Genomic DNA, 13,397 nt, shown 5'->3' with positions numbered 1-13,397 from the left:
ATGGCTGATCTAAAACCCTATATCGCGAAAGCCGCATCAGGCGAGCCGCTTTCGCTTGAGGATTCCAGGACCGCCTTCGATATAATGATGTCGGGACAAGCAACTCCGTCGCAGATCGGCGGGCTGTTGATGGCATTGCGCGTGCGCGGTGAAACGGTACCAGAAATTGCCGGTGCGGTTGCGTCCATGCGCTCGCGGATGCTGGCAGTTTCAGCTCCTGCCGACGCAATCGATATTGTCGGAACCGGTGGTGACCAGTCGGGTTCCTACAATGTTTCAAGCTGCTCGGCATTTGTTGTCGCTGGTGCTGGTGTTCCTGTCGCCAAGCATGGCAACCGCGCCCTCTCCTCACGTTCCGGTGCCGCCGATGCGCTAGCCGCTCTCGGCATCAATATCGAGGCCGACGCGAGCATCATCGGCCGCAGCATCACCGAAGCCGGCCTCGGTTTCATGTTTGCACCGATGCACCACTCCGCCATGCGCCATGTTGGTCCCTCTCGCGTCGAACTCGGAACACGCACTATCTTCAATCTCCTTGGCCCTCTTTCCAATCCGGCCAGTGTCAAGCGTCAGCTTGTTGGCGTGTTTGCGCCGCAATGGCTCGTACCGTTGGCTGAAGTGCTCAAGGAACTAGGCTCCGAAGCAGCCTGGGTGGTTTACGGCGACGGGCTTGATGAAATGACCACCGCTGGCACGACACAAGTTGCCGCTCTTGAAAATGGTCAAATCCGTACTTTTGAAATCACGCCGGAAGAAGTTGGACTCCGTCGTTGCGATCCGGCAGAACTGAAGGGTGGCGAGGCTTCACTGAATGCCAAGGCTTTGCTCGGCGTGCTTGAAGGTAGTAAAAATGCCTATCGAGATATCGTCCTGCTCAATTCAGGCGCAGCACTCGTCATTGCAGGCAAAGCGAAGGATCTGAAAGAAGGCATCGCTCTCGCAGCGCAATCCATCGACAGCGGTGCTGCACTTGCTGTCTTGCAGAAGGTAATTGCCGTTTCGAACAACAAAGCTGCCTGACGGAAAGGATTAAGTCATGTCCACCGACATTCTGCGCAAGATCGAGGCTTACAAGCGCGAGGAAATCGCCGCAGCCAAGGCCGAGCGCACCGTCGCCGATCTCAAGGCGCGTGCACAGGATCAGGAAGCGCCGCGCGGTTTCCTCAGCGCGCTGGAGGCCAAACGCGCTGCTGGTGAATTTGCACTGATCGCCGAGATCAAGAAGGCAAGCCCTTCGAAAGGCCTCATCCGCCCTGATTTCGATCCGCCAGCACTTGCAAAAGCCTACGAGACCGGCGGTGCCGCTTGTCTTTCCGTACTGACTGACACGCCGTCCTTTCAGGGAGCACCGGAATTTCTGACAGCAGCGCGTAACGCTTGCAGTCTCCCAGCCCTGCGCAAAGACTTTCTGTTCGATACCTACCAAGTGCATGAAGCGCGTAGCTGGGGTGCGGACTGCATTCTGATCATTCTTGCTAGCGTCGATGACGATCTGGCAAAGGCGTTGGAAGAAACCGCGTTCGATCTTGGCATGGATGCACTCATCGAAGTTCACGACGAAACCGAGATGGAACGCGCACTGAAGCTTTCGTCGCGTCTGCTCGGCGTCAACAATCGCAATTTGCGTACGTTTGAGGTTGATCTCGCCGTGTCGGAACGCCTGTCGAGAATGGCACCTTCCGATCGTGTTCTGGTTGGTGAAAGCGGCATATTCACACACGAAGATTGCCTGCGTTTGGAAAAATCCGGAATCGGGACCTTCCTCATCGGCGAGAGCCTGATGCGCCGGGAAGATGTCACTGCGGCTACCCGTGAACTCCTGACCGGCAAGGCCTGACCGATGACGTCCAAGCTCACCCATATCGACCAGACTGGTGCTGCCAATATGGTGGATGTTGGGGCGAAGGATGAAACCGAACGCCAAGCCACAGCCGAAGGATCAGTCAGAATGAAGCCGGAAACGCTGGCGATCATTCTGGAAGGCAATGCCGCGAAGGGTGACGTCATTGGCGCTGCGCGTCTGGCAGGCATCATGGCGGCAAAAAAGACCGCCGACCTGATTCCCCTCTGCCATCCGCTTATGCTGACCAAAGTCGCTGTCGAAATCGAACCGGATCAGGCACTACCCGGTTTGCGCGTTCGCGCACTCGCCAAGCTCAAAGGACGCACTGGCGTGGAAATGGAAGCCCTCACTGCCGTTTCCGTAACGTGTCTTACCATCTATGACATGGCCAAAGCCGTCGACAAACATATGGAGATCGGCGGCATCCGCGTTACCGAAAAAAGCGGCGGCAAATCAGGTGACTGGACGGCATAATCGCTGAACCTTGTTCTGGATCAATTCTTCCAGACAGGTTTTATGCTCTAAACGGGTCCACAATTCAGTTCGAGAGGAAACACCATGTCCCTTCTCCCGGTCGATGAAGCACTGGCCCGCATCCTGAAATCTGCGGAACCGCACGGCAAAGAGCAAGTCACCTTGTCCGATGCGGGCGGGCGCGTGGTTGCAACACCTGTGCTGGCGCATTTTCTCCAGCCGCCTTTCGACGGGTCGGCAATGGATGGTTACGCCCTGATCGCACCGGACAACATCTCTTATCCAGTTGATTTCGACATCATCGGTGAATCGGCGGCGGGCAACCGCTTCGAGGGCAAATTGGGGATCGGACAGGCGGTTCGCATTTTCACCGGCGCGCCACTGCCCAAAGGCACAGACACAATTGTCATTCAGGAACACACCGAGCGTTTGGGTAACCGGCTCACTGTTCACGAAGGAATAGAGCCGGGACGGCATATACGCCGCGCGGGGCTCGACTTTTCGCCTGGTAATATCGTCATTTCGAGCGGACGTGAGTTGGATGCCGCTGCCCTGTCGCTCGCCGCTGCAAGCGGACACGCGAAAATCGACGTATTCCAAAAACCCAAGGTAGCAATCGTCGCGACCGGTGATGAGCTTGTCGCGCCGGGTGAAACACCCGGAAAAGACCAGATTGTTGCGTCAAACAGTGTCGGAATCGCTGAAATCATAAGGCGAGCGGGCGGCAGCCCTGAAGATAAGGGGATTATTCCGGACGATCCTGCCAAGATCGAACAGGCAATAGCAGACAGCCTGCAAAGTGGCATCGACATTCTGGTTACGATTGGCGGCGCGTCCGTCGGTGACCGGGATTTTGTGCATGGTGCGCTTCAGAAATTGGGGGTCAATCTCGATTTTTGGAAGATAGCCATGAGGCCGGGCAAACCCCTGATGTACGGACGCATCAGTGTGAACGGCAAAATTGTGCATGTCATAGGCTTGCCAGGCAATCCCGTTTCGAGTCTCGTCTGTAGCCTTGTCTTTCTCCGTCCGCTTGTCGCCAAGCTTGCCGGAACCAGCCTCGATGCCGATATCCGGACCGCAAAGCTGGGCGCTACCCTACCTGCGAATGACCACCGCCGCGATTATATCCGAGCTACAATCGAATCAACCCCGGATGGAACTCTGATAGCAAAGCCATTTCCAATCCAGGATTCGTCTATGCTTTCGGCTCTCGTCGGCTCGAAAGCACTTCTCATCAGGGATGAGAACGCCCCAGAAGCTGCGGTCGGCGACGATTGCCGTGTCCTCATGCTATAGATTTGACACAACGTTCGACCTCGATAATGCATGAAGAACAACATATAATCTATTGTAAATTATAAATTATTTTAACTTCACATTGCCCTGACTTGCAAATAAAGCTCTGCAAGCATGGCATTCCGTTCGCTCTCGGCTCAAGCGTTAATGATTTTAAAACCATTGCAGAACAAGACTGGAACATATAGTGTTCGTTCTGGTTTTGTTTTTCTCGATTCTTGGCCGGGAGGGTGTCGCGCATGTTAACCCGTAAACAGCACGAGCTTCTGCTGTTCATTCATGAACGTCTAAAAGAAACGGGCATTCCCCCGTCTTTCGATGAAATGAAGGAAGCGCTCGATCTGGCTTCAAAATCGGGTATCCATCGTCTGATCACCGCTCTGGAGGAACGTGGCTTCATCCGTCGTTTGCCGAACCGAGCACGTGCGCTTGAGGTCCTGCGCCTGCCGGATTCTATTGCTCCAGGGCTCAATGCACAAAAGAAGTTCGCTCCTAGCGTTATCGAAGGCAGCCTTGGCAAAGCGCCGTCGCCTCCACCGTTGCGCCCTGCCCCTGTGGCCACGAATGACGACACGTCCGCAACTGTTTCCGTGCCGGTCATGGGGCGAATTGCTGCTGGTGTGCCGATTTCAGCCATCCAGAATCAGACCCATTCCCTCAGCCTTCCACCAGAAATGATTGGTGCGGGTGAGCATTACGCTCTCGAGGTCAGAGGCGATTCAATGATCGATGCCGGAATTTTCGATGGAGACACAGTCATCATCAAGCGTGGCGAATCCGCAAATCCTGGTGAAATCGTCGTCGCTCTCGTCGATGACGAAGAAGCCACGTTGAAGCGCTTTCGTCGTAAGGGTGCATCCATCGCGCTCGAAGCAGCCAACCCTGCCTATGAGACACGAATCTTCGGCCCCGACCGAGTGCGCGTTCAAGGCAAGCTCGTTGGCCTGATCCGCCGCTATTAAGATGTTTCCGGCAAAAAGAGAAACGGCTTTGCGCTGGAAAATGCGTAAAGCAAAGAGATAGGACGTATCCAAAGTTCCCTTTTAGCCGGGAGCCTTCTGGGATCATTCGCAGCGATTTGCATCATCATTGGCGTCTGATGAACAGCTTGCTGCATTTTGGGCAGAACGGGATTTTGGTTTGTACTCGCGTTCCGCTAAACCGCGTGCCGGACGTGAATGGATGCGATGCAAATGCCAGGGACGGCTCGGTGTATCGACAGCAAATGTTATCCGGCTGTCCTGTTGCAGTTCAGATGTTGGCGACGCCGCCTCAGCTTTCGTTGTTTTGGGAGAAATTAAGGATAAGGCCTGATGAGTTCGGTTTTGTTCTTCTGTTTTTCCGAGTCTTATCTCCACAGATCCCTTTAGCGCCAGATCGCGTTTACTGATGCTCAGAGTTGTTGAGCGCCCGCACGAAGATTCCTTGCCAGGAACAGCGAGAATGACCACATCGCCGATGTTGCAGGCGGTCTCTTGCATTGCGATATCTGCTGTGTAGGCCAGTGTGTGGCCATCGCGCAAGTTGATCGTGCACAATCCATCTTCACATTCGAACCCGTCCGCATCGGTTCGTTTTCTGTTTTTACCCGATGGCGGTGCAATGAATTCTTCGACCAGATATGCTGTTTTCCAATTATCGACTGTAAATTGCGACGGACGGCTCCGATTGACTGCAAATCTCCCATCAGCCAGTCGGACTCCAACCAGTTTGGCATCTTCTGATATCACGATGTCGGGAAAAGGTTCCCTGACGAAAGCAGCGAACCCAAGAACGATGAAGGGCAGCGCCAACACCTTCAATCTCGTCGACAGAACAACAGCCAGAACAAGCGCAATGGTCCAGAAAACGAGAGTGAGTGCAGGCATGGCGCCGGGATTGCCATCGGGGGACCACGCCGCAACAAAAGAGGCAATGTGTCTGACAGCGAAGATACCCCAGCCCATTATCTGCAAAGGCACCCAGTCCAGTTGCAATGGCATCAACACAAGGCCGAAGACGGCAAACGGCATTACGAGAAGAGCTATTACGGGCTCAGCGAGGACATTTCCTACCAAGCCGAACGGCGCTGTGTTGTTGAAATGATAAGCTGCAAAAATCCCGCTCGCCAGTCCGGCAATGAGTGAAGTACCAGCCGCAGCTGTGATAGGCTTCAGGACTTTTCCAGCGAAGCCATAGGTGGCCTTCCCACGCTTTCCCGCTCCAACCTGCCCGATCGCGTTCCGCTCGCTCCACCAGGCAAAACCTGCAATCAACGCGGCCGTAGCCGAAAAAGACATTTGAAAACTCGGCCCCAATATTTCATGCGGCGAGATTGCAATCATAGCCATGGCCGCGATCGCCAGATTGCGCATACTGATAGCAGCACGGTCCACCAGCAATGCACCAAGCATGACCGCGATCATTACATAGCTTCGTTGTGCCGCCACATCCGCACCCGACATCGCAAGATAGAAAGTACAGCTTAGCAGGGAGAGAAATGCCGCATACTTCTTCACGGGATGCCGCACGCTGAAAGCCGGAAAAAGAGCGAAAAGAGATCGCAACGTCAGCATGACGACTCCGGCTGCAAGCGCCATATGCAAGCCGGAGATCGACAGAATATGCGCAAGCCCCGCTTTGCGCAGATCTTCATTCGTCTGCTCACTAATCCCCGCCCGCGTGCCTGCTACGAGTGCCGAGGCGACACTGCCATCCTCCCCACCTATCACTTCCTCGATTCGTTCAGACACCCGAACACGCAACATGGCAATCCACTGGGAAATTTCCGCAGTCAGTTCATCTGGCGGAGAAACCGTCGCCACTTTGGGTGTTCCGAGAAAGAAACCATTGTCGCCAATCCCATTGAAATAAGCGTGAAACGAGAAATCATAGTTGCCGGGGCGAACCGGGCCTGAAGGGGTCCGCAATCGGGCACAACCCGTCAGTCCGCCGCCGATCACCGTCGATGCAGGAATGTCCCTTGCATTGACGCGGATGCGCTTGGGCGGAAAACGGAGTTTGGGGCGTTCGGTCTGGAGCACATCAAGCGTTATCCGCCAGCTGCCGTTATCCTGGTATTCAAGAGCAACAACCCGGCCCGTTACGCGTGTCGCCACATCGGAGCCCAGCATCGGTGTCGCACGGCGTTCCGTCTCCCATTTGCCGACCAAAAGCCCTGCCAGCAGAGCGATCGCCAATGTCACGCCTTGCGCAGCGGCGAATTGTCTGCGCGTCACAATCCGCAATACTACGGCGATCCCGAGCGTGGACAAAAGTGGTGTCCATGCAGGCTCGAATGAGAGCGTAAAATAGATGATCGCGCCAATACCGGCAAAAACCGGCAGCAGAAGAAAGAGTATGCCACGTCCTTCTTCAGTTTCGATTGCGGTCCAGACCTGATCCGCCGCAACGAAGGGAAAAGAGAGGAAGCGTTCACGCAGGCGCAGTACAGGCGGCTTGACCGACTCAGGACTTACCTGGAGTTCCGTTTCATTGTGGGGCCAGACCTCTGGCAGCAGTGCGCGCACCAAACCGTCGGGCATGCCTCTGACAAGCGCCCGTTCGTTTACATCGCTCGCTTCCCTGATGCCTGTCATGCCCCCGCCTGACCGCAAAAGTTAGCCCCAACCGTCAAAATACCCCGAAAGAACGACGGCACATCAGCACGAAAGGGATGCGAAACCCTTGCGCACATTGCTGCCTATGCTACATGAACCGCAGCCGAAATCGAGTGGGTTCGCATCGTGGACCCCGATTACCTGCCGGAGTTTCTCCCGCAGGCGTCAGAATTCAAGTTTGCGCTAGTGTCTCGGCATTTGCCGCTGCTCTTAAAAGGCGCATGTCATAGTGGAGCTATCATGTCGAAACCGGTTGTTACCCGTTTTGCCCCCTCGCCCACGGGGTATCTGCACATTGGTGGTGCGCGTACTGCCTTGTTCAACTGGCTCTATGCCAAGCACAATGGCGGCAAGATGCTGTTGCGCATCGAAGACACCGACCGGGAACGTTCCACAGACGCCGCTACGGCTGCCATTCTCGATGGGCTGACCTGGCTGGGCCTGGATTGGGACGGTGATGCCATCTCGCAGTTCGAACGCGCACCTCGTCATCGCGAAGTGGCAGAAGAACTCGTCGCTCGTGGCAAGGCATACTATTGTTATGCTACGCCAGCAGAGCTGGAAGAAATGCGTGAGAAAGCACGGGCCGAAGGCCGCCCGCCGCGTTATGACGGTCGCTGGCGTGATCGTGATCCGTCTGAAGCGCCTGCTGGCGTAAAGCCGGTCATCCGGATCAAGGCTCCACAGGAAGGTGAAACCCTCGTGCAGGACGCCGTGCAGGGTGACGTGCGTTTTCCGAACAAGGATCTGGATGATTTTATCATTCTGCGTTCCGATGGTACGCCGACTTACATGCATGCAGTCGTTGTCGATGATCACGATATGGGTGTGACGCACATCATTCGCGGTGATGATCATCTGACCAATGCTGCGCGACAGACCGTCATCTACGATGCAATGGGCTGGGACGTGCCGCAAATGTCGCATATCCCCCTTATTCATGGTGCAGACGGTGCAAAACTCTCCAAGCGACATGGCGCTTTGGGTGTGGATGCCTACCGTGCGATGGGCTATTTGCCTGCGGCCTTGCGCAACTATCTGGTACGTCTCGGCTGGAGCCACGGTGACGACGAAATCATGTCGACCGAACAGATGATCGAATGGTTCGACGTGAAGGACATCAACAAGGGCGCGGCCCGCTTCGACTTTCAGAAGCTTGAGGCAGTCAATGGCGTCTATATGCGCGCCAGCGACGACAAGGCGCTTTACGATGCACTTATCGCTGTTCTACCAGAAATCGAAGGCGGCAAGGAAATTGCGGACGCGCTGGACGACAAGCGCAGCGCACAATTGCTCGCCGCTATGCCGGGCCTCAAGGATCGTGCCAAAACTCTGGTGGAACTGGCCGACGGATCGAAGTTTATCTTCGCAGACCGTCCGCTCGACCTTGATGAGAAGGCAGCTTCGCTCCTGAATGAGGAAGGCCGCTCCGTCCTTAAATCCGTTCTCCCGGATTTGGAAGCAGCTGAAGAGTGGACCGCTGAATCACTTGATGCGGTCGTACGGACTCACGCAGAGAAAACCGGGCTGAAACTGGGCAAGATTGCACAGCCCCTACGTGCAGCATTGACTGGTCGCGCCACCTCTCCGGGCGTGTTCGACGTGCTTTTCGTCCTTGGACGCGAAGAGTCACTTGGACGTATTCGCGATCAAATCGGTTAAGGTGGAAACATTCACGCTGACGTGACAAAACCGGCGTAAATAGTTCAAATTACGCATTGCATCACGAACCGTTTGGGATAGTTTGACGGGCAAAATCGTTAGGATAATGCGTGAAACGCTGATGGCCCCCGCAAGCCGGGGACCATGCCAAAAGATAAAAGACAAATTATAACGACGATTACAATTCTGCCGTCGTGCGGGCGGCAAAGTGGACATGAAAGGAAACACGATGTCAGATAGGACAGCCAGCTTTACACTAGAAGGCAAAACATTCGACCTGCCTGTGCGACAAGGCACTGTCGGACCAGACGTCGTTGATATCGGTCCACTCTACAAGAATTCCCAGATGTTCACCTACGATCCGGGCTTCACGTCCACTGCATCGTGCGAATCCAAGATCACTTACATTGATGGCGATGAAGGCACGCTGCTCTATCGCGGTTACCCGATCGATCAGCTCGCCGAACACGGTGATTTTCTGGAAACCTGCTATCTGCTTCTCTACGGCGAATTGCCGACGGCAACCCAGAAGTCTGACTTCGACTATCGTGTGACGCGCCACACGATGATCCACGAACAGATGACGAAGTTCTTTACGGGCTTCCGTCGCGATGCCCATCCGATGGCTGTGATGGTCGGTTGCGTTGGTGCAATGTCGGCCTTCTATCATGACTCGACCGACATCACCGATCCGCATCAGCGTATGGTCGCTTCGATCCGTCTGATCGCCAAGGTTCCGACGCTTGCTGCCATGGCTTACAAATACCATATCGGCCAGCCGTTCATGTATCCGAAGAACGACCTCGATTTTGCATCGAACTTCCTGCATATGTGCTTTGGCGTTCCATGCGAAGATTACAAGGTCAATCCGGTTCTGGCTCGCGCTATGGACCGAATCTTCATCCTCCACGCCGATCATGAGCAGAACGCCTCGACCTCGACCGTGCGTCTCGCCGGTTCTTCTGGCGCCAATCCATTTGCATGTATCGCTGCCGGCGTTGCCTGCCTGTGGGGTCCTGCCCATGGCGGCGCAAATGAAGCTGCACTCAACATGCTGGCTGAAATTGGTTCCGTTGACCGTATTCCAGAATTCATCGCCCGTGCAAAGGATAAGAACGATCCGTTCCGTCTGATGGGCTTCGGTCACCGCGTCTACAAGAACTACGACCCGCGCGCCAAGATCATGCAGAAGACCTGCCATGAAGTTCTGGGCGAACTCGGCATCAAGGATGATCCATTGCTCGACGTTGCGATGGAACTGGAAAAGATCGCCCTGACGGACGAATACTTCATTGAGAAGAAGCTTTATCCGAATATCGACTTCTACTCCGGCATCACGCTGAAGGCTCTCGGCTTCCCAACCGAAATGTTCACGGTTCTCTTTGCTCTCGCCCGCACCGTCGGCTGGGTCGCACAGTGGAAGGAAATGATCGAAGATCCGCAGCAGAAGATTGGCCGTCCGCGCCAGCTCTATACCGGCGCTGCCGAACGCGATTACGTGCCGCTCGCAAAGCGCAAATAATTATCAATCAGCAAGAAAAAACCCGGTTGCCAAAACAACCGGGTTTTTCGTTTCCGGAGCAGCCCCAGCAAAAATGCGAAGCGCCTGCGCGGCGAAATCAGTTTCTGGTATCGCCAGCCAGTTCCAGAATGACCCGCGCGCCGATCTCGCCGGAAGGTTGCTCCGTCGCCATGATCGACGCAACTCTGTCAAATCCGTCCAGTTGTGCTTGTCGCGCCGATCCGGGCCGCATCAGCCGCTCAAGGTTGCGCGCGAGCATTCCCGGACGGACAAACTCATTGAAATATTCAGGCACGATTGGTTCGTCGGCAATAATATTCGGCAGAGCCGCACTCCAGATCGTAATCTTCGGCATCAAGAACTTGCGCGCAAACCAGTCCGCCTTATAGGAAAGCACGCTTGGAATGCGCGAGAGGGCCAACTCCAGTGAGACGGTGCCGGAGGCGGCGAGCGCGGCATCGGCTTTCGAAAATGCTTTCCACTTTTCCTCATCACCTAAGACAATGAGCGGTTTGACGGCCCAGTTCTTTGAAAGATCCCGTACCATTTCCTCGATGCGCGGCAATGTCGGCAGAACGACATCGAGCTTTTCAACTCGCGCGGCGAGCTCACCGACAGCTTGTCCGAGCGGCTCCATAAGCATTTGGATTTCAGTGCGACGTGAACCCGGTAAAACAAGCAATGTTTTCCGGGATTCAGCAGTTCGCCCTCTTTCCAAAGCCTTCTGCTCTGCCCGCGCTTGCAAGATCGGGCCATAACTCGAAAGGCGGTGCCCGACATACGTTGCACTTGGTCCGCTCAATCGTTGCATGACCTCAACTTCAAACGGAAGAATAGTCAGCACATGGTCAAAATATGCCTTCATCGCCCTGGCGCGTTGCGGACGCCAGGCCCAGACACTCGGCGCTATATATTTCACAATAGGAATTGATGGATTGGCAGCCTTGATCTTCTGGGCGACACGATGGGTAAACTCCGGGCTGTCGATCAGGAGAACGCAATCTGGCTTCTCTGCAACGATGCGCCGCGCGGTCTGACCGATACGCCGCATTAGCCCCGGCAAGTTCTTCAGAATTGCACCGAGCCCCATAAGCGCAATCTCGTGCGGGTCAAAGAAGGACGTCATCCCCCTAGCCGCTAGGTGATCGCCGCCAACACCGACGATATCAACCAGCCGGTCAGTCTGGTTTCGCAGAGCGTCAATCAAATCGGCACCAAGAAGATCACCGGATTCTTCACCGGCCACGATTGCTATTTTCAATGGCCGGCTGTTGGTGCTCACTTCCTAGTATCCTTTCGCCCGCGGCTGACAGTCTCTATGAAAATGCCTTTTTCATTCGCTGCCGCGATGGTTTCGCCGAAGCCTAGAATGAATGTCCTGCCCGCCTCAACCGCTATTCCTGATAATCCCGCCTTTGCGGCGTTATCAACCGTCGAAATTCCGATAGTTGGGAGATCGGCTCTTTCGTCCTGCTGCGGCTTAGCCATCTTGACCAGAACGCCGCCGCGGCGCGGTATGCGATCAGCTGCACGCAACTCGCGTACACGCTCGATCATTTGGTCCGTGCCTTCAGCTCCTTCAAGCGCCACAACACGCCCACCAACTGCAATTGCACCCTGCCCAACATCGAGATCGCCCAATCGAAGCGCAGATTCCATCGCGAGTTCAAGATTTTGACGCTCTCGGGCGTCTGGCATCTTTCGGGTCAAAATTTGAGCCGGTGATGGCGAAAGCAAATCAGGGGCAACTTCATGAGCTCCGACAACTTTGAAGCCAAAGGATTCCAGCAGCCCAATAAACGCACGCAACAAAGCATCGTCGCCTTGCCCCAGCGCACGCAAAACGTATGGCACCGCACGTAAAGTAGGCCAGTCAAACTTCAGGTCGCTTACATGGGGTCTGCTGGTCACTCCGCCAGCAAGGACAACCCGATCCACACCGGCAGTCTTCATCGACCGCACGAGCTTTGCAAACTCTACGATCGAAATTTCCTGATGTTCGTATTTGTAAAGTAGCGGATCAGCTTCTCCTCGCAATGGGACGAGGAAAGGCGACTTCCCTGCAACTGCGAGGGCCTCGGCCACATTGATCGGCAGCAAGCCATTACCGGCGATAATCGCAACGCGCCCCGCACTATCTGCGAGACGCGGTATTTGCTCAATCTTCGCCGCTGTCATGCCCGGCCCCACCATGAACCGCATCGAGCGGAGGTGTACAGTAGGCACGCTTGGTATCGACATTGATGAAATCGATCATGTCAATGACAGCTGGAGAGTCCGGTATCGCAATCAGAACGTCCCTGGCACGATCCCGGATTGGCTTAGTGCGGTCGAACAGCATCCGGACGGCATGACGGAGATTATGAATCTCTTTGCGTTCCATACCGGAGCGCTTCATACCGACAATGTTCAATCCGCCGAGATGAGCATGGACACCAATCGCCATGCCATAAGGGATAAGATCGCTTACTACGGCAGCCATACCGCCAACGAAAGCGTGATGTCCAATGCGCACAAACTGATGGATAGCCGCGCCGCCACCAAGAATAGCGTGGTGTCCGATTGAGGTGTGACCGCCAATCATCACATTATTGGAGAATGTAACGTAATCGCCAATATCGCAGTCATGGGCTACATGCGCATAGGCCAAGAACGAGCAGTTATCGCCTACAGAAGTATAACCGCGCGCACTGTCCGACCCCTTGTGCATGGTCACGCCTTCACGGATAAGGCAATTTGCGCCGATATTCAGCTTGGTCGGGCCACCCTTATGCTTATTGTTCTGCGGATCGCACCCCAGAACAGCATGTGGATAAACCTTTCCGCCTGCACCAAGCGTCGTCGCACCGGTTACTACTACATGGCTCATCAATTCCGAATTGTCGCCGATGACGGCGCCAGACTGAATGTGACAGAAGGGGCCGACAGACACACCCTGACCGAGTTCCACACCCTGCTCTACCAGAGCGGTGGGGTGAATGAATGTTTCTTTCATTGA

11 protein-coding genes are annotated in these 13,397 nt (G+C 55.1%); 7 read left to right on the top strand and 4 right to left on the bottom strand.

Annotation, left to right across the window (positions count from 1 at the left end):
• The 5 genes from trpD to lexA all read left to right on the top strand — a co-directional run bounded on the left by trpD (position 1) and on the right by lexA (position 4,578).
• Positions 1 to 1,020, top strand: a complete 1,020-nt coding sequence (gene trpD, locus MKS82_RS02120; RefSeq protein ID WP_109987778.1) for an anthranilate phosphoribosyltransferase — start codon at positions 1 to 3, stop codon at positions 1,018 to 1,020.
• 16 nt (positions 1,021 to 1,036) lie between these two features.
• Complete coding sequence (gene trpC / locus MKS82_RS02115; RefSeq protein WP_109987777.1) at positions 1,037 to 1,837, top strand: indole-3-glycerol phosphate synthase TrpC; 801 nt, start codon at positions 1,037 to 1,039, stop codon at positions 1,835 to 1,837.
• Positions 1,838 to 1,840: 3 nt separating this feature from the next.
• Positions 1,841 to 2,317: a cyclic pyranopterin monophosphate synthase MoaC gene (gene moaC / locus MKS82_RS02110; RefSeq protein ID WP_109987776.1), complete on the top strand. Its 477-nt coding sequence runs from the start codon at positions 1,841 to 1,843 to the stop codon at positions 2,315 to 2,317.
• A gap of 84 nt (positions 2,318 to 2,401) precedes the next feature.
• A complete protein-coding gene (locus MKS82_RS02105; protein ID WP_109987775.1) occupies positions 2,402 to 3,616 on the top strand; it encodes a molybdopterin molybdotransferase MoeA in 1,215 nt (404 codons plus the stop codon).
• A gap of 239 nt (positions 3,617 to 3,855) precedes the next feature.
• Entirely contained in the window at positions 3,856 to 4,578 is a 723-nt protein-coding gene (lexA, locus tag MKS82_RS02100; RefSeq protein WP_109987774.1) for a transcriptional repressor LexA, read from the top strand.
• Between the two features lie 102 nt (positions 4,579 to 4,680).
• On the opposite strand, the gene MKS82_RS02095 is transcribed toward lexA, so the two are convergent.
• Entirely contained in the window at positions 4,681 to 7,194 is a 2,514-nt protein-coding gene (locus MKS82_RS02095; RefSeq protein WP_109987773.1) for a ComEC/Rec2 family competence protein, read from the bottom strand.
• Between the two features lie 261 nt (positions 7,195 to 7,455).
• Between MKS82_RS02095 and gltX the strand changes: the two genes are divergently transcribed.
• Positions 7,456 to 8,877, top strand: a complete 1,422-nt coding sequence (gltX, locus tag MKS82_RS02090) for a glutamate--tRNA ligase (protein ID WP_109987772.1) — start codon at positions 7,456 to 7,458, stop codon at positions 8,875 to 8,877.
• Between the two features lie 229 nt (positions 8,878 to 9,106).
• Positions 9,107 to 10,399, top strand: a complete 1,293-nt coding sequence (gltA, locus tag MKS82_RS02085; RefSeq protein WP_061346486.1) for a citrate synthase — start codon at positions 9,107 to 9,109, stop codon at positions 10,397 to 10,399.
• A 97-nt stretch (positions 10,400 to 10,496) separates the two neighbouring features.
• Here gltA and lpxB read toward each other — a convergent pair whose 3' ends face one another.
• Genes lpxB through lpxA form a run of 3 tightly spaced genes read right to left on the bottom strand, consistent with a single transcriptional unit; the run spans position 10,497 to position 13,394 of the window.
• Positions 10,497 to 11,681: a lipid-A-disaccharide synthase gene (gene lpxB, locus MKS82_RS02080; protein WP_109987771.1), complete on the bottom strand. Its 1,185-nt coding sequence runs from the start codon at positions 11,679 to 11,681 to the stop codon at positions 10,497 to 10,499.
• Positions 11,678 to 12,577, bottom strand: a complete 900-nt coding sequence (locus tag MKS82_RS02075) for an LpxI family protein (RefSeq protein ID WP_109987866.1) — start codon at positions 12,575 to 12,577, stop codon at positions 11,678 to 11,680. The genes lpxB and MKS82_RS02075 overlap by 4 nt, the downstream gene beginning before the upstream one ends.
• The gene (lpxA, locus tag MKS82_RS02070; protein ID WP_109987770.1) at positions 12,558 to 13,394 is read right to left on the bottom strand and encodes an acyl-ACP--UDP-N-acetylglucosamine O-acyltransferase; all 837 of its coding nucleotides are present in this window, start codon (positions 13,392 to 13,394) and stop codon (positions 12,558 to 12,560) included. Before lpxA ends, MKS82_RS02075 begins: the two co-directional genes overlap by 20 nt.
• Between the last annotated feature and the right edge of the window lie 3 nt (positions 13,395 to 13,397).

It is taken from the genome of Ochrobactrum sp. A-1, from assembly GCF_022488005.1.
Lineage (GTDB): Bacteria > Pseudomonadota > Alphaproteobacteria > Rhizobiales > Rhizobiaceae > Brucella.
Note: the sequence above shows the minus strand (reverse complement) of the source record. Positions and strands in the feature narration are given on the sequence as shown.